Source organism: Mycobacterium heidelbergense, from assembly GCF_050205645.1.
GTDB lineage: Bacteria > Actinomycetota > Actinomycetes > Mycobacteriales > Mycobacteriaceae > Mycobacterium > Mycobacterium heidelbergense_A.
Genome location: NZ_JBNMQT010000006.1, coordinates 53,822 through 72,068, shown reverse-complemented (window position 1 = coordinate 72,068; position 18,247 = coordinate 53,822). Strand labels below are relative to the sequence as shown.

The 18,247-nt window shown below is 68.8% G+C and carries 7 protein-coding genes; 5 read left to right on the top strand and 2 right to left on the bottom strand.

The window, feature by feature from the left end; genetic code table 11:
* Positions 1 to 7 precede the first annotated feature (7 nt).
* The 5 genes from ACQI5H_RS08315 (at position 8) to ACQI5H_RS08295 (ending at position 2,833) form a co-directional block, all read left to right on the top strand.
* Entirely contained in the window at positions 8 to 136 is a 129-nt protein-coding gene (locus ACQI5H_RS08315) for a hypothetical protein (protein WP_255376723.1), read from the top strand.
* Complete coding sequence (locus tag ACQI5H_RS08310; RefSeq protein WP_427078924.1) at positions 133 to 837, top strand: hypothetical protein; 705 nt, start codon at positions 133 to 135, stop codon at positions 835 to 837. Before ACQI5H_RS08315 ends, ACQI5H_RS08310 begins: the two co-directional genes overlap by 4 nt.
* Positions 838 to 853: 16 nt before the next feature.
* Positions 854 to 1,282, top strand: a complete 429-nt coding sequence (locus tag ACQI5H_RS08305) for a hypothetical protein (RefSeq protein WP_427078923.1) — start codon at positions 854 to 856, stop codon at positions 1,280 to 1,282.
* Between the two features lie 21 nt (positions 1,283 to 1,303).
* Positions 1,304 to 1,729: a hypothetical protein gene (locus tag ACQI5H_RS08300; protein ID WP_427078922.1), complete on the top strand. Its 426-nt coding sequence runs from the start codon at positions 1,304 to 1,306 to the stop codon at positions 1,727 to 1,729.
* A gap of 78 nt (positions 1,730 to 1,807) precedes the next feature.
* On the top strand, positions 1,808 to 2,833 hold the full coding sequence (locus ACQI5H_RS08295; protein WP_427078921.1) for a fused (3R)-hydroxyacyl-ACP dehydratase subunits HadA/HadB: 1,026 nt from the start codon (positions 1,808 to 1,810) through the stop codon (positions 2,831 to 2,833).
* Between the two features lie 20 nt (positions 2,834 to 2,853).
* Here the strand turns inward: ACQI5H_RS08295 and ACQI5H_RS08290 are convergent, their stop codons facing one another.
* Both ACQI5H_RS08290 and ACQI5H_RS08285 read right to left on the bottom strand, forming a co-directional pair.
* Positions 2,854 to 5,421, bottom strand: a complete 2,568-nt coding sequence (locus ACQI5H_RS08290) for a sugar epimerase family protein (protein ID WP_427078920.1) — start codon at positions 5,419 to 5,421, stop codon at positions 2,854 to 2,856.
* Between the two features lie 19 nt (positions 5,422 to 5,440).
* Entirely contained in the window at positions 5,441 to 17,962 is a 12,522-nt protein-coding gene (locus ACQI5H_RS08285; protein ID WP_427078919.1) for a type I polyketide synthase, read from the bottom strand.
* Positions 17,963 to 18,247: the final 285 nt, after the last annotated feature.

Sequence of the window (18,247 nt, the reverse complement as noted above, 5' to 3'; positions counted from 1 at the left end):
AATCGGCATGGATCTGAAGGAGCGGAAACGCAAGAGGGCGCTCATCGTCTTCCAAATAATGATCTACGGATACTTGGCGGTGATGTTCGGGATCCAGCTCTACATGTCGTTCGCTCGCGGGTGGTGGGATCTGTGAATCTTCCTCTGCTCAACCGGCTTTCAGGCGGCTCGGTCAGCCTGGAGTATCACCACGACGAATCCCGCCAAGCGCAGCGCCGCGCCGACAAGTGGATGATCGCCGGCGCGGCCCTGATGGGCATGTGGGCCCCGGGGCTGATCGGGTTCCCCATCTTCATGCGGGGGGTCTGGCTGCAGCGCCAAGCCCTGCGCGCCGGCCTGTCGGTCCGGCCCATGATCGTGACACTGATCGGCTATCTGGTGCTGATCGACGGAATGCTCAACAGCCTGGGCTGGGCCCTGGACCTGGTCGCCAACCACACGTTGATCAACCGGGTGCTGATGGTCGGGTGGGGCAACATGTTCGACGCCGGCTACTTCTGGCACTACAACGAACTGTGGGTCGGCGGCGCCGCCGGGCCGGGCGAAAAGGCTTACGTGGCCGGGCTGATCCTGACGGTGTTCTCCATGCGGGTGGCCGCGGCGATCGGGTTTTTGCAGATGAAACGGTGGGGCCACCAGTGGATGATCATCACCTGCTGGATGGGCGTGGTGATCTGGTCGGCCTACGTGTTCAACATGACCATGTACGCCGACGTGCGGTACGCCGGCGTCGTGTTCCCGGTCGTCGGCTGGTGGCTCTACGACATCTTCTACATCACCCCCTTCCTGGCCATCCCCTATCTGCACACCGTCAACCGCGAAATCTTCACCGACTAGGTTTAGGAGCATTGCGATGACCGAACCGTCAGCAACCGAGGAAAAGGACAAGACTCCAGATTCCGAGAAGCTCGAGCCGGGCACGACGCCGTACTACGCGCGAATGCACAAATGGATCAAACGCGCCGTTTTGGTGTGCCTGGTGGCGCTGGTGATCGAGGGCGCGTTCACGCTGCCGTTCATGGCGGTCTACTACGGCTACCCCACGCTCAGCCTGACCGAAATCTGCAGTGAGCTGTTGAAGATTCGGTACTCCAACGACACCTTGGAGTGTAAGTACCCGTACCCGCCGCTCGGGCCGCCGGAGGGCGCCGAGGGCAAGGCCACCGCGCAGGACGTGTGGGGCATCCAGCCGATACCGAAGTACCACCGGCTCGGGTTCCGCGAACTCGTTAGGATCCACAACGAGAGGCTCGCCCGGCAGCACGCAGCGGCGCACCCGTGATCCCCGACTGAAGGAAGTGCGATGACGCCGGACGATCAATCGCCTCTGCTCCATCACATCGTGTTCGCCGTGGCACCCGAGCGGCATGCCACAGCGGCACAATTCTTCGCGGACGTCGGTTTCGTCTTCGAGAATTTCCAGCTGGCCGAACTGGGCGTGGACATTCACCTGGACTGGAATCGCGGTATCGAGCTGATCAGCCCGATACCGGAATCGACGGGGTCGGTGGCCGCTTCGGTGAACAAGTTCCTGGAAAGCCACGGCGACGGCGTGTACAGCGTGGTCATCCGGGTCCCCGCAGCGTCGGCGGCCGAAAACGTCGCCGAGCGCTACGGCGCGGCAACGCGATTCCGGCAGAACTTCGAGGGCGAGGGCACCTTTCTCGACGAAATCGACTTGTCGGTGTTGGGCCTGCCGTTGACATTCCTGGCGACCAACATTCCGTGATCACAGCCGCGCGTCCACGCGTACGGTGACCGCACGTTAGTGTGCTTTGGACACCGATAGAAGAAGTTGAGCAAATTTATGACTGCGGCAGCAGAAACGTCACCAATCGAAGCGCGGGTCGGCCACTACTACCGGATGGACGGCACCTACGTGGTCGGGCGCGAGAAGCTCCGCGAATATGCCCGTGCCGTGCAGGACTACCACCCTGCGCACTGGGATGTCACCGCAGCGGTTGACTTGGGCTACCCGGACCTGGTGGCACCGCTAACGTTCACGTCGGTCCCCGGCATGACCTGCAACCGCCGGATGTTCGAATCGGTGGTCGTCGGTTACGACACCTACCTACAGACCGAAGAAGTCTTCGAGCAGCACCGGCCGATCGTGGCCGGCGACGAACTGCACGTCGACGTCGAGCTGTCGTCGGTGCGCAGGACGGCCGGCCGAGATTTCATCACGGTCACCAACACCTTCACCGACACGGACGGCGAGCGGGTGCACACCCTTCACACCACCGTTGTCGGTCTCACCAACGAGGACGTCAATCCGGCGATCAAAACGGCGGTGCAGAAGATGATGATGCACGACGTCGACATCTTCGGGATCGGTGAAGAGGATTACCAGAAGACGGTGCGCCCCGAGGGCGAGGTTCGAATCGCCCAGGGAAGCACCACCCGGACGCCGGGGACGCCGTCCTTCGAGGACGTCCAGGTCGGTGACGAGCTGCCGGCGCATCACGCCCGACTGTCCCGCGGCGACCTGGTGAACTATGCGGGCGTGGCCGGCGACGCCAATCCGATCCACTGGGATGAGTCCATCGCCAAGCTCGCCGGGCTGCCCGATGTGATCGCCCACGGAATGCTCACCATGGGTTTGGGTTCCGGGTTCGCGTCCGCATGGTCGGGCGACCCCGGTGCGGTCACCCGCTACGCGGTGCGGCTGTCCCAGCCCGCGGTCGTGTCGGCCGCCGAGGGCGCGGACATCGAGTTCAGCGGCCGGATCAAGTCGCTGGACCCGGCCACCCGTTCCGGTGTGGTGATTGTCGCCGCGAAGTCCGGTGGCCAGAAGATCTTCGGCATGGCGACGTTGAACGTCCGCTTCCGCTGACCGTTTTCTCGTCGGCCAGCTCAGAGTTCGAGCACGCGAATCTCACCGGTGCCGCCGTCGACTTCGACGAGCGCACCCGACGGCAAGGCCCTGGTCGCGCCCTGGGCATCGACCACACACGGGAAGCCGAACTCGCGCGCGACCACGGCGGCATGTGACATCGGCCCCCCGAGTTCGGTGACCACCGCGGCGGCGTAGCAGAACGCGGCGGTGTAACCGACATCGGTGACCTCGGCGACGAGAACCTCGCCCGGTTGCAAGTCGTCGATGGTCTCCGGCCGCACGATCCGCACCCGCCCGCGGACCCGTCCCCCGCACACGCCGACCCCATGCAGCGTGTCCCCGCTGGTCAGGCCGGGCGGCGAGGCGTTGGACGGCTGCCAGCTCCCACTGAACACCGTCGGGGGGACGACGCCGGCCAGTTTGCGGTGCTCGGCGCGGCGGCGCGCCACCACGTCGGCCGCATCGGGCGGCAGCGCGTCGAGTTCGTCCACCAGGAGGTAGAACACGTCGTCGGCGTTGTCGAAGATTCCGGCCTCGGCCGATCGGCGGCCGTACTCACGAAGCAGACAACGCAGCACCCAGTTCGCACGGACCATCTTGTCGCGGCGGACTTCGCGGTCGCGGATCTGGCGTGCGGCTAGCGCCGCTATAGGCTTGGCGCGCAACGGAATCCGTGGAGGAGGTGGCGGCGGCGTGGGCGGGGCGGTCATGGCCCTGGCCACCATCCGGACCAGCAGCTCGGGGATGTCGGCGTAGCTGGTCGACAGCATCTCCAGCTCCGCGGGGCCGCGATGGCCGATCAGCTCCAGCTCGGATAGCACCGCCGCGTGAAACTCCGGCGCGTCTGCGGCCAGCTTGCCGAGCCGCTCACCCGGCTCGCCAAGCAGCCGCACCACGTTCGGGTCGCGCCGCGCGGCAACCACCAACCGATGCACCGCCTCCACCGACCGCGCGCTGACCAGCTCCGGCCCCGCCTGCGGGGCCGTGTCGCGCCCGCTCAGGCCTCGCAACAACACGTTGAAAGCCGCACACAACATGAACGACACCGACGACAGCACCCAGCCGTGCACCACGTCGTCGCGCGCCAGCAGGATCAGGCTGAGCAGGCGACGATCGTCGAGCCGAGTGACGTCGTCACCGACCAGTCGTTCCAGGCGATCGACATCGGCCAGGTACTCGGCGGTGTCGCGGGGCGAACCGGCGCTCAGGCCGACCAGGTTGACGCCGAACACGCCGATGTTGCGGACGGTGCGCAATCTCCTTCGGGCGCCGCTGGTTTCGGTGGGCGGGCGTTCTTCGCCGAAGATCGGCAGGGAGGCCATGCTGGGACCGAAGTATCCGCTGTTCCTGACGACCGTCGGCGGCTTGACGAACGGCACGGTTTCGGCCATGAAGTGCGCCGACGTGATCGCCCCGTACAGCCGGTGCGCGAACACCGCGACGGTTCGCAGGGCAATCTCCCGCTGCACGATTCCGCCGGGCCGCAGCCGCTCCGCGATCGTCACTCCCCCGGCGCGCAGCCCGCGCACGGTCGCCGAGGCCGACGACGGCGAAAATGGGCCCGGCAGCGCCTCCGACAGGTTGGTCGCCAAGAAGGTCGGGAAACGCGGGTCGATCGGCGTGTCGAATTCCCCGTTATCTCCCGCCGGGCCAGCCAGATTGGGCTTTACCCCGTCTTCGGACGGTGCGTCGACGGCGGGTAACTCGGCAACATTGGTCAGCCGCCAGGACAGCGAGATCACCCGGTTGGCCACGGTGATTCGGCCACGCACCGCCGGCGCGAAATCGTCGATGCATTCCTGGGCGCTCCACGTCGGCTCGAAGCCCCACTTGTCACGCAGTCGCGAGGTATCCATCAGCGGGGCGCCCCGCACCAGCTGCAGGTCCGCCGGCCCAAAGCCGAACCGCACGATCGGGCGCCCCACGGCCGCGGCGACCTGACGGAAGCTCACCGCTTCATGGGCTGCGAGATTGACAGGGCCGCTACCGATTTCGGTTCCCAGCAGCCCCCGGACGAAGAGCCGAAGCGCATCGTCGAGGTGGACCACCTGCATGCGACGATCGGCTCCCCCGCCGGGAAAAGCCGGCAGCGCCAGCAGCCGGCGCACCCAGTTGTCGACGCCGCGGCCGAGAATCGGCGCCGAACGGATCGCGACCCATTCCCGGTCCGATGACTCAAGCATCTGTTCGACGCGGGCCTTGTGCCGGCCGTCCTCGAGTACCGGGGATAGCGCATCGGACTCGGCCTTCGGCCCGTCTGCCCCGCCGTAGACGTGTGCCGACGACGCGAAAACGATGCGCCCGGTGCCCGTCTCGGCCATCGCCTGCAGGACGTTGCGCGTGCCACCGATATTGACCTGCTCGCTGTTCCTTGCCCAGGCACAATGCGCGACGACGTCCGCACCGGCGATGCCGCGCTTGACCGCTCCCGCGTCGCGGATATCCGCTGCCACGAATTCGGCCGCGCTCGACCAACTTTCGGGCCGATGGCGCGCGATGCCCACGACATCGTGGCCTTGGCTGAGTAGCCGGGCGGCGAGGCCGCGGCCGAGCACACCACTGGCCCCCGTGATCGCGACCCTCACGGAATATCTTTGCTCATGGCTACTCGTCGTCGTCCATCAAGGCCGCGTTGACGAGGGCATCGAGGTCCATGTCCGCGATGTCCTTCTCCGTCGTCACCGCGGGGGCCGCCGCCTGGGCGCCGTCGGCTTCATTCGCCAACGCGAGCAACAGTTCCAGGACTCCGGCCTGCCGCAGGCGCTTGACCGGAATCGACCCGACGACACGCTGGATTTCGGCTTCGCCCGGCACAGTGGCCGGAGCATGTTGCTCCGATGCGCCGACGAGTTCGCGGTGCATGTAACCGGCCAGCGCGGCGGAGTTCGGGTAGTCGAAGATCAACGTCGGCGACAGCGCCAGGCCGGTGGCGGACTTGAGCCGGTTGCGCATCTCGACCGCGGTCAGCGAGTCGAAGCCCAACTCCTGGAACGCCCTATCCGGATGGATAGCCTCGGCGCTGGAGCTGCCCAGCACGGTCGCGATGTTCGAGCGCACCAAGTCCAGCAGAATCGCCTGCTGCTCGTCCTCGGGCAGCCCTTCGAGGCGTTGCAGCAGAGCCGATTTCGACTTGGCGGCGGCCAACGAGTCGTCGACCTGGCGGCGGGTGGGCGCATTGATCAAATCGACGAACATCGGCGGCAGCGTACCGGCGTCGAATTTCACCCGCAGCGCCGCAAGGTCGATGTGGGCGGGCAGCATGAACGGCTCGTCGACGATGAGCGCTGTGTCCATCAATTCCAGCGCCTCGTCCGAGGACATCGCGACAATCCCGTCCCGCCCGAATCGGGCGCGATCGGCGGCGCCCAGCCCCCCGGTCATGGCGCTGGCCTGATCCCATAGCCCCCAGCCCAGCGAGACCGCCGGCAGCCCCTGTGCCCGGCGATGGGCGGCCAACCCGTCCAGGAACGAATTGCCGGCCGCGTAGTTCGCCTGACCCGATGCGCCCGCCAGCCCGGCGATCGACGAAAACATCACGAAGGCAGCCACATCCATATCGCGGGTCAACTCGTGCAGGTTCCACGCCGCGTCGACCTTGGCCCGCAGCACGGCATCGAGCCGCTCGGGAGTCAGTGACGCCACCACCGCGTCGTCGAGCACGCCGGCGGCGTGAATCACGCCGGTCAACGGGTGCTGCACCGGGATCTCGGCGATCACCTTCGCCAACGCCTCGCGATCCGCGGCATCACAGGCCACCAGCTCCACCTGGGCGCCCGCCGCGCGCAGCTCGAACATCAGCTCAGCGCCGCCGGGTGCATCGGGACCGCGCCGGCTGACCAACACCACGTTCCGCGCCCCATGGCGGGCCACCACGTGCCGCGCGAGCGCCGAACCGGCCATCCCCGTGGCGCCGGTGATCAGGACCGTGCCGGCCGTCCAGGCATCCGGCATCGTCATCACGACCTTGCCGACGTGGCGGGCCTGGCTCAAATAGCGCAACGCGGCAGGCGCACGGCGCACATCAAACCTGGTGACCGGTAGCGGCCGCAGCACGTCGTCGCCGAACAGCGCGGCCAACTCGTCGAGCATCTGCGCGATGCGGTCCGGTCCGGCTTCGAACAGGTCGAAGGCGCGGTAGCGCACACCGGCATGATCCCGGGCGACGACCTCGGGGTCGCGAATATCGGTCTTGCCCATCTCCAGGAACACCCCGCCGGGGGCGACCAGCCGCAGCGAAGCATCCACGAAATCACCGGACAGCGAGTCGAGCACCACGTCCATCCCGGCCCCGCCGGTCCTGCCGGTCGCGGCCCGAAACTTCTCCTCGAACTGGAGGCTGCGCGAGTCCCCGATGTGGTCATCGTCAAAGCCCATGGCCCGCAACGTGTCCCACTTGCTCCGGCTGGCCGTCGCGAACACTTCCAGGCCGAAGTGACGGGCCAGCTGGACCGCGGCCATACCCACCCCACCGGCGGCGGCGTGTATTAGCACCCGCTGGCCGGGCTTGACGTCCGCCAGGTCGACCAGCGCGTAGCGCGCGGTAGCGAACACCACCGAAGCCGTCGCGGCGGCGGTGTATGACCATCCTTCCGGCACCTTGACGAGCAGTCGGTGGTCGGTGATCGCGACCGTTCCCGTCCCGTCCGGGAAAAGGCCCATGACGCGGTCGCCGACCGTGAAACGTCCGTCCTCCGAAGCTATTTCTGGGCCGGTTTCCACGACGACGCCGGCGGCCTCGATGCCCATGACCGCGTCCGGATCGGGATACAGGCCCAGCGCGATCATCACGTCGCGGAAGTTGGCCGCGATGGCCGACAACGCGACCCGCACCTGACCGGGCCCCAGCGGCGCATCGGCATCCGGAATCCGCTCCAACCGCAGATTCTCGATGGTTCCCCGACTGCTCATGCCCAGCCGCCACGGCCCGGCATCCGGTGGCACCAGGAGACCGCCGACCGCGCGGCTGCCCAGCACCCGCGCGGTGTGGACCGTCCGATTCCGCACCAACACCTGCGGCTCGCCGACCGCGAGAACCGCCGCTATCGCGTCGGCATCCAAGGCCTCGTCGGTGTCGACGAGCACGATCCGGCCGGGATGTTCGGTCTGCGCCGAGCGCACCAGCCCCCACACCGCCGCGCCCGCCAAATCGGTGACGTCCTCCCCCGGCAGCGCCATCGCGCCGCGGGTGGACACCACCAACGTCTCCGCCCCGTCGCGGGCCAGCCACGACTGCAGCACCGGCAACACCGCGCGCGTCGCCGCGTATACCTCCGTCACGACGTCACCAGCCACCGGTGCCGATTCGAATAGCACCGCCGAGCGCTCGGCCTCGGTGTTGTCCGGCTGCTCCAACTCCGTTGTCCCCCAAGCGGACACCGATACCGGCTGCACCGCCGCCGACGGCTGAGCGGACCAGACGACCTCGAAGAGCCGGTCCGGCCCCGAACTCGACACCGCGGCCAGAAGCTGCTGGTCGGTCACCGGGCGGGCCACCATCGACTCCACCGAGAGCACCGGCAGCCCCAACCCGTCGGCGAGCTCGATCGACACCGCCGATTGGCCGTTCGGCACGATCCGCGCTCGCACGGCCGCCGCCCCCGCGGCGTGCAACGACACCCCCTGCCAGGAGAACGGCACCAGCATCGAGCCCTCGGGCAGCTCGCCGCCATCGGACGCGAGGATGACCGCATGCAGTGCGGCGTCGAGCATCGCCGGATGGACGCCGAAGCCGGCCGTCGACACCCCCGCGTCGGTGGGCAGGGTAACTTCGGCGAAGACTTCGTCGCCGCGACGCCACATCGTCGTCAGTCCGCGGAACGCGGGCCCGTATCCGTACCCACGCTCGGCCAGCCGCTCGTACCCGTCGCCGACGTCCACCGCGACCGCACCCACCGGCGGCCACGCCGACAGATCCGCGCCCGGCTGTATCGATCCCGCCCGCAGAACGCCTTCGGCGTGCAACGACCACCCGGACCCGGTATCGGATCGCGAGAACACCGAAACCTCACGGGCGCCCGAATCATTCGGTCCGCCAACCACGACCTGAACTGCGACCGATCCGTCGGCCGGCAACACCAGCGGCGCCGCCAGATTCAGCTCGTCGACGATCCCGCAGCCCACCTGGTCGCCTGCGCGGATCGCCAACTCGACAAATCCCGCGCCCGGGAACAGCACGACCCCACCGACGGCATGATCGTTGAGCCAGCCCTGCGCGGCCGGTGACAACCGACCGGTGAGCACGACTCCGCCCGAGGTCGGCAGCTCCACCACCGCGCCGAGTAGGGCATGTTCGCCGGCGGCGAGGCCCAGGCCGGCGGCATCGACCGCAGCGCCGTCCCCGGACAGCCAAAAGCGCCGCCGCTCAAAGGCATACGTGGGCAATTCGACGGAATTTGCGTTGCCGACGATGCCGCGCCAGTCCACGGCCATCCCGGCGACGAACCCCTGCGCGACGGCGTTGGTCAGGGCCATCGGCTCCGGGCGGTCCTTGCGCAGGGCCGACATCGTGGTCACGGCGGCATCCGGTAGCGACTCTTCGATCGATGCCGTCAGCCCGCCGCTGGGACCGACTTCGAGGAAACGGTCGCCGCCGGCCGAGTGCACGAAGCGCACGCTGTCGGCGAAGCGCACCGCTTCGCGCACGTGCCGCCTCCAGTACGCCGCCGATGCGAAGTCGTCGCCCGCGAGCTGTCCGGTCACGTTCGACACGATCGGGATGGTGGCGGCGCCGACGGCGAGTCCGGCGGCGACGGTGCCGAATTCGTCGATCATCGGATCCATCAACGAAGAGTGGAAGGCGTGGGAGACGGCGAGCTGATGGACGCGACGACCGTCGGCGCGGAGCCGCTCCGCGATTGCGGTCACCGCCTGCTCTTCGCCCGAGATCACCACCGAGGCCGGGCCGTTGACCGCCGCGATGCCAGCCTCGGGCCCCAGCAGCGGCCGCACCTCTTCCTCGCTGGCCTGCACGGCGATCATCGCCCCGCCCTCCGGCAGCGCCTGCATGAATCGGCCCCGGGCCGCCACCAGTACCGCGGCGTTCTCGAGCGACAGGACGCCGGCTACGTGCGCGGCCGACAGTTCGCCGATCGAGTGGCCCATCACGAAATCGGGGCGCACACCCCAGGACTCGAGCAACCGGAACAGCGCAACTTCCACCGCAAACAGCGCGGGCTGCGCGAATTCGGTGGAGTTCAACAGGTTTTCGTCGGACCCCCAGATGACGTCGCGCAGCGGGCGTAATAGGTGCCGGTCGAGTTCGGCTACGACGGCGTCGAACGCCTCGGCGAAAACCGGATACGCGGCGTGCAATTCCATTCCCATGCCCAGTTTCTGGGCGCCTTGGCCGGGGAAGACGAAGACGGTCTTGCCACCGGGAGTCGCGGAACCACAAATGAACGACCCGGCCGGGTCGTCGTTGGCCAGCGCGTCCAGCCCGGTCAGCAACTGCTCGCGGTCATCACCGACGACGACAGCGCGATGCTCAAATGTCGACCGGCCGGCCAACGACCACCCCACATCGGCGATGTCGAGTTCACCGTGGGCGCGCACGTGCGCCGCCAACCGCGCGGCCTGAGATCTCAACGCCGACGGCGACTTCGCCGACACCGCCCACGGCACCGCCGGCACGCGGGGCCGTGGTTCCGGCTCGGCGGGCTGCTCGGCGGGGACCGCTTCGACGATGACGTGTGCGTTGGTGCCGCTGATCCCAAACGACGACACCCCGGCCCGACGCGGATGATCCGCGGGCCATGGCCGCGCCTCGGTCAGCAACGACACGGAGCCCGCGGACCAATCCACGTGCGGGCTGGGCTCGTCGACATGCAAAGTCGCGGGCAGCATCTCGCGGCGCATCGCCAGCACCATCTTGATGACACCGGCGACACCGGCGGCGGCCTGCGTGTGGCCCATGTTCGACTTGATCGACCCCAGCCACAGCGGTTCGGGCCGGTCTTGTCCATAGGTCGCCAACAAGGCCTGCGCCTCGATCGGGTCGCCCAATGTGGTTCCGGTGCCGTGGCCCTCGACAACATCCACGTCCGCCGCCGACAGCCCGGCGTGCGCCAGCGCGGCGCGAACCACTCGCTGCTGCGAGGGACCGTTGGGCGCGGTCAATCCGTTCGAGGCGCCGTCCTGGTTGATGGCCGACCCGCGGACCACGGCCAGCACGGGGTGCCCTAGGCGTCGCGCGTCCGACAGGCGCTCCACCACGAGCATGCCGCCGCCCTCGGAGAATCCGGTGCCGTCGGCCGCGCCGGCGTACGCCTTGCAGCGGCCGTCCGCGGACAGCCCGCGCATGCGGCTGAACTCCACGAAGATGTCGGGTGTCGCATTGACGGTGACCCCACCGGCCAGGGCCAGGTCGCATTCGCCCGAGCGCAGCGACTGCGCCGCCATGTGCAAGGCCACCAACGACGACGAGCACGCCGTGTCCACCGAGACGGCGGGGCCCTCCAGCCCCAGCGCATACGAAATCCGCCCGGACGCCACGCTCGACGACTGCCCGGTCAGGCGGAACCCCTCGGCGGCCGGCGCGGCACCGATGCCGTAGCCCTGCGTGTACACCCCGGCGAACACACCGGTGGCACTGCCGCGCAGCCCGCCGGGCTCAATTCCCGAGCGCTCCAAGGCTTCCCACGACAACTCCAGGAACAGCCGTTGCTGTGGATCCATCGCCAGCGCCTCACTCGGCGTGATACCGAAGAATGCGGGGTCGAAGTCCGCGACGCCATCCACGAAGCCACCCGTGCGGGTATAGCAGGTGCCCGGAACGTCGGGGTCCGGGTTGTACAGCCCGGCCAGGTTCCAGCCGCGATCGATGGGGAATTCGGAGAGCACGTCGCGGCCCTCGACCAGCATGTCCCACAGGTCGTCCGGGGAATTCACCCCGCCCGGATAGCGGCATGCCATGCCCACGATCGCGATCGGATCGTCGCCGGTGGCGCGGGCAACCGGGGCGGGCTTGATTTCCTGCGGCACTCCGGCGAGTTCGGTGCGGATGTAGCCGGCCAGGCCGTTGGGCGTCGGATAGTCGAAGATGAGTGTGGGCGAAAGCGCCAGTCCCGTAGCGGTTTTGAGCCGGTTACGCATTTCGACCGCGGTGAGCGAGTCGAAGCCCAACTCCTGGAACGCCTTGTCCGGGTCGATCGCCTCGGCGGTGGTGTTGCCCAGCACCGTGGCGATGTGCGAGCGCAACAGGTCCAGCAGCACGGCGTGCTGCTCCGCTTCGGGCAGCCCGTCCAGGCGATGCGCGAGCGCCGATTTCGATTTCGCGGCGGCCAGCGAGTCGTCGACCCGGCGCCGGGTCGGCGCTTTGACGAGGTCGGTGAACATCGGCGGTACCGCAGCCGCATGGGCGCGCAGGGCGCCGAGATCGATGCGGGCGGGCGCGATGAATGGCTCGTCGACAACCAGCGCGGTGTCGAACAGTTCCATCGCCTCGGCCGACGACAACGCCAGGATCCCGTCGCGGCCGAGCCGCGCGAGGTCGGCGGCGTCCAACCCGCCCGTCATGGCGCTGGCCTGACCCCAAAGCCCCCACGCCAGCGACATCGCCGGCAGCCCATGGGCCCGCCGATGAGCGGCCAGCGCATCGAGGAACGAGTTGGCCGCGCCGTAGTTGGCCTGGCCCGACGACCCGACCAGCCCCGCCATCGACGAAAACATCACGAACGCCGACAGATTCAGATCGCGGGTCAACTCGTGCAGGTTCCACGCCGCATCGACCTTGGCCCGCAGCACCGTGTCGATGCGCTCGGGCGTCAGGGACGTCACCACGGCGTCGTCGAGCACTCCGGCCGCGTGAACCACGCCCGACAGCGGCCGTTGGTCCGAGACATCGGCGATCACCCTCGCCAGCGCGTCACGGTCGGCCGAGTCGCACGCGACCACCCGCACCCGAGCCCCGGCCGTCTCCAATTCCGCGACCAAGTCAGCGGACCCGGGCGCGTCGGGACCGCTGCGACTCAGCAGCACCAAGTCGCGAACCCCGTGCTGCGCGACGAGGTGACGGGCCAACGTCGAGCCCGCCATGCCCGTACCGCCGGTGATCAACACGGCGCCGGCCGCCAACGCGTCCGGCATGGTCATGACGACCTTGCCGACATGACGAGCCTGGCTCAGGTACCGCAACGCGCTGCGCGCGCGGCGCACGTCAAATGTCGTCGCCGGCAACGGCTTCAGCACCCCGGCGTCGAAAAGCCCGGCGAGCTCGAGCATCCACTGATGCATCCGCGGACGGCCGGGCTCGAAGAGGTCGAAGGCGCGGTAGCGCACGCCGGGGTATTCCTGGGCGACCGTGCCCGGGTCCCGGATGTCGGTCTTGCCCATCTCCAGGAAAATCCCACCGGGCGCGACCAACCGCAGTGAGGCGTCGACGAATTCACCGGCCAGCGAGTCCAGCACCACATCCATGCCGCGGCCGCCGGTCACCGACCGGAACTTGTCCTCGAACTCCAGAGTGCGTGAGTCCCCGATGTGTTCATCGTCGAAGCCCATGGCCCGCAACGTGTCCCACTTGCCGCGGCTCGCGGTCCCGAAGACCTCGAGGCCGAGATGCCGTGCCAGCTGGACCGCGGCCATTCCGACCCCGCCGGCGGCGGCGTGCACCAGCACCCGCTGCCCCGGCTTGACGTCGGCCAGGTGGATGAACGCCATGTATGCGGTGGTGAAAACCGCTGAGATACCGGCGGCTTCGGTGTAGGACCAGGCGGCGGGCATCGGCAGCAGCAGGCGGACATCGCCGGGCACCAGCGTGCCGCTGCCGTCGGGGAAGAAGCCGTATACCGAATCGCCGACCGCGAACTCGGTGACGCCAGGGCCGACTTCGACGACCACGCCGGCGCCTTCGCCACCGAGCAGGGCGTCGTGGGTGAACATGCCCAGCGTGATCATGACGTCGCGGAAGTTTGTCGCGATGGCGCGCAGGGCCACCCGAACCTGGCCCGGCTCCAGCGGCGCGGCGGCGTTGGGAACCGGCTCCAGTTGCAGGTTTTCGAAGGTGCCCGCGCTGTCGATACCCAGCCGCCAGGGTCCCTCGCTCGGGGGTGTCATGATCCCGTCGACCGCCCGGCTGCCGTGCACCCGCGGGGTGTAGACCTTGCCGTCGCGCAGCAGCGCCTGGGGTTCACCGGCCGCGAGAACGGCGGCTATCGCGGTGTCATCGAGGGCCGCGTCGGAATCCACGAGCACGATCCGGCCGGGATGCTCGGTCTGCGCCGAGCGCACCAGCCCCCACACGGCCGCGCCCGCCAAGTCGGTGACGTCCTCGCCCGCCAATCCCATGGCGCCCCGGGTAGCGACGACCAGGACGCCGGAGTCCTGCTCGGTCAGCCACGACTGCACGGCGCCCAGCGCCTGGTGTGTGCGCTCGTAGGTTTCCGAGACCGGATCGCCGTGGCCCGCAACGGATTCGAATATCTGGTGAACGGGTAAGTCGGCTTGGGTCGCGGCGGTTTTCGTCGCGGCCGGCGACCAGATCACCTCGAACAGCCGGTCCGGGCCCGGGCCCGACACCGCCGCACGCAGCTGCCGCTCGCTGACCGGTCGCGCCACCATCGCGCGCACCGACAGCACCGGCAGTCCCAGCGCGTCGGCCAGCTCGATGGAGACCGCGTTGGAAGCCGTGCCGCCGACCGGCGCGATGCGCGCACGCACGGCCGACGCGCCCGCGGCATGCAACGACACTCCCTGCCACGAGAAGGGCAACACCATTTCGCCGGCCCGGCCGGTGATTTGGTGGCCCATCACCAGGGCATGCATCGCCGCGTCGAGCAACGCGGGGTGCACGCCGAACCCGTTGACGCCGCCGGCGGCTTCGGGCAGCCGCACCTCGGCGAACACCTCGTCACCGCGCACCCACGTCGCGGTCAATCCCTTGAACGCCGGGCCGTAGCCGTAACCGAGGGCGGCCAATTGCTCGTAGCCGTCGGCCGGGTCGGCCATGACCGCGTTCGCCGGCGGCCACGCCGAGAGATCCGCGTCCGGCTCGATCGAGCCGGGGCTCAGTGTGCCCTCGGCGTGACAGACCCAGCCGGCGTCCGCATCGGTGCGCGAGAAAATCGAGACACTTCGCCGGCCCGATTCGTCGGCGGCGCCCACCACCACTTGCACGGCGGCCGAGCCGAGTCCAGAATCCTTGGCCGGCAACATCAACGGCGCCTGCAGCGTCAGCTCGTCGACGGTCGAGCAACCGACTTCGTCGCCCGCACGGATCGCCAACTCCACGAACCCGGCGCCGGGGAACACGACCGCGCCGGACACGGCGTGATCGGCGAGCCAGCCCTGCAAACTGGGCGACAACCTGCCCGTCAGCACCACCCCGCCGGACGCAGGCAGCTCGACGACCGCGCTCAGCAGCGGGTGCTCGCTGCTGCCCAGCCCCAGGCCGGTGGCGTCGGCCGCGACGCCCTCACCGGACAGCCAAAACCGGCGGCGGTCAAAGGCGTACGTCGGCAACTCCACGAAGCCGGCACCGTCCAGGGCACCGCGCCAATCCACGCGCACTCCCGCGACGAACGCGGTGGCCGCCGACGTCAAGAACCGCTCGAGTCCACCTTCGTCGCGGCCCAGGGTCGGAACGACAATGGCCTCGCCGTCACCGCCCAGGCAGTCGTTGACGGTGTCCTCGATCCCGGCGACCAGGGCCGGATGGGGACTGGATTCGATGAATGTCCGATACCCGTGCTCACCCGCGCTGCGCACCGCCTGGTCGAACTGCACGGTCTGGCGGATGTTGCGATACCAATAGTCGGCATCCAATCCCGCTGTGTCCAAGCGGGTTCCGGTCACGGTGGAAAAGAACGCGATACGGGAGGAGTACGGCTCGATACCGCCGAGAACCTCCGCGAGCTCACCGCGGATCGCCTCGACCTCAACCGAATGCGACGCGTAGTCCACGTCGATCCGCCGGGTTCGCAGCTCCAGGTCGGCACAGAAACCGACCAGCTCGTCGAGCGCCCCCACCTCACCCGACACCACGACGGCCGACCGGCCGTTGACGGCGGCGATGCTGACCCGATCACCGTAGGGCGCCAACAACTCCCGAGCCCGCTCGGTGCTGCAGGCGATGGACAGCATGCCCCCGGGGCCGGCTAGCGACGTCAGCAGCTTGCTGCGCAGCGTGACCACCCGCGCGGCATCGCGCAACGACAGCGCCCCGGCGACATAGGCCGCGGCGATTTCCCCCTGCGAATGGCCGATCACCGCGTCCGGATTTACCCCGACCGACTTCCACAACTCGGCCAGCGACACCATCACCGCGAAGAGCACTGGCTGCACGACGTCCACGCGATCCATTCCCGGAGCACCGGGCGCGCCGCGCAGCACGTCGATCAGCGACCAGTCGACGAATTCCGCGAAAGCCTCCGCGCACGCCTCGATCTGCCGCGCGAATACCGGTGCGGTGTCGAACAATTCGACGCCCATGCCCTGCCATTGGGAGCCTTGGCCGGGAAAGACGAACACGGTCTTGCCCGCCGGCGTCGCGGTGCCGCGAACAACAGACGCGGCGACGTCATCGTTGGCCAGCTCGTCCAACCCGGCCAGCAGGCGATCCCGGTCGCCGCCCACGACGGCGGCCCGATGGTCAAACGTCGCACGGCCCGCCAGCGTCCACCCGACATCGGCGGCATCCAGCTCGTCGCGAGCGCGCACATGCGCGGCCAACCGCGCCGCCTGCGCCCGCAGCGCCGCCGGCGACTTCGCCGAGATCACCCACGGCACCACCTGCAGCGCAGGGGCAACCTCGCGCGCCGGCTCCACCGGAGCGGCCTCGACGATCACGTGCGCGTTGGTGCCGCTGATCCCGAAGGACGACACCCCGGCCCGACGCTGATGATCCGCCGGCCACGCCCGCGCCTCGGTCAGCAGTGACACCGAGCCCGCGGACCAATCGACGTGCGGGCTCGGCGCATCCACATGCAGCGTCGCCGGCAGCACCCCATGGCGCATGGCCTGCACCATCTTGATCACGCCGGCCACACCGGCGGCGGCCTGCGTATGACCCATGTTGGACTTGATCGACCCCAGCCACAGCGGCTCGTCGCGGTCCTGGCCATAGGTGGCCAGCAAAGCCTGGGCCTCGATCGGGTCACCCAGCGTGGTGCCCGTCCCGTGGCCTTCGACCACATCGACCTCAGCCGCCGAGAGCCCCGCGTTGGCCAGCGCCGCGCGCACCACCCGCTGCTGCGACGGACCATTCGGCGCGGTCAACCCGTTCGACGCGCCATCCTGATTGACCGCCGAACCCCGCACCACGGCCAACACCGGATGACCCAATCGCTGAGCATCCGACAACCGCTCCACGACCAGGATTGCCCCGCCCTCCGACCAGCCGACGCCGTCGGCCGCCCCGGCGTAGGCCTTGCACCGCCCGTCGGGCGCCAATCCGCGGTGCCGGCTGAATTCGACGAAGACCGTCGGCGTGGCGTTCACCGTCGCGCCGCCGGCCAGTGCCAGGTCGCACTCCCCCGAGCGCAGCGACTGCACCGCCATATGTAGCGCCACCAACGACGACGAACACGCCGTGTCAACCGACACCGCCGGGCCCTCCAGGCCCAGCACATACGAGACCCGTCCCGAGGCGACGCTGGACGTCATGCCCGTCAGGCGGTAGCCCTCGATCTCCTCGGCGAGCATGCCGTAGCCCTGGACGATGAGCCCGGCGAACACCCCGGTGGCGCTGCCGCGCAGCCCGCTGGGGTCAATTCCCGCGCGCTCCAACGCTTCCCACGACAGCTCCAGCAACATCCGATGCTGGGGGTCCATCGCCAGGGCTTCGCTGGGCGCGATGCCGAAGAACGCGGGGTCGAAGTCCCCGACGTCGTCGACGAAGCCACCGGTGTGCGCGTACGTCTTGTGGCGAGCGTCGGGGTCGGGGTCGATCAGTGCCGCCAGGTCCCACCCACGGTCGGTGGGAAACTCCGAGATCACGTCGCGGCCGTCGGCAACCATCTGCCACAGGGCCTCGGGACTGTCCACGCCGCCCGGGAAGCGGCAGGACATCCCGACGATCGCGATGGGCTCGCTCGACCGCTCCAGCAGGGCACGGTTGGTGCGCTTCAGGCGTTCGACCTGGACCAGCGCTTTGCGCAGCGCTTCGGTCGCATGCTGGAGTTGGTCCACCATCACTGCCCCTCGCCTACCATTGGCCGTCGTTCACCGCCGGAGGCGGCTCTCGCCGAGTCACGGAAGTTGCGGCACGAAGCGACGTCGTCGTGCTGCGGTCCGACCCAAGAATGTCGCTGGTGAGTATGTCCAACTCCGGCTGGATTTCAAAACGTCCGATGCGGCCCGGCGACGCGCGCGGTGGCCCCGAAGTCCCCGAGATTCGGCGCACCATCCATGGCGCGACTGTACCCGGCTAGGCATCGGCAGTGGTCAGGCGCATGGCGCTGCGAAACTCGATGCGAG

What these genes read in the sequence shown, in the direction of transcription:
- ACQI5H_RS08315 (WP_255376723.1), top strand. Translation starts at nt 8, where the DNA reads ATGGATCTGAAGGAGCGGAAACGCAAGAGGGCGCTCATCGTCTTCCAA.
- ACQI5H_RS08305 (WP_427078923.1), top strand. Translation starts at nt 854, where the DNA reads ATGACCGAACCGTCAGCAACCGAGGAAAAGGACAAGACTCCAGATTCC.
- ACQI5H_RS08300 (WP_427078922.1), top strand. Translation starts at nt 1,304, where the DNA reads ATGACGCCGGACGATCAATCGCCTCTGCTCCATCACATCGTGTTCGCC.
- ACQI5H_RS08295 (WP_427078921.1), top strand. Translation starts at nt 1,808, where the DNA reads ATGACTGCGGCAGCAGAAACGTCACCAATCGAAGCGCGGGTCGGCCAC.
- ACQI5H_RS08285 (WP_427078919.1), bottom strand. Translation starts at nt 17,962, where the DNA reads ATGGTGGACCAACTCCAGCATGCGACCGAAGCGCTGCGCAAAGCGCTG.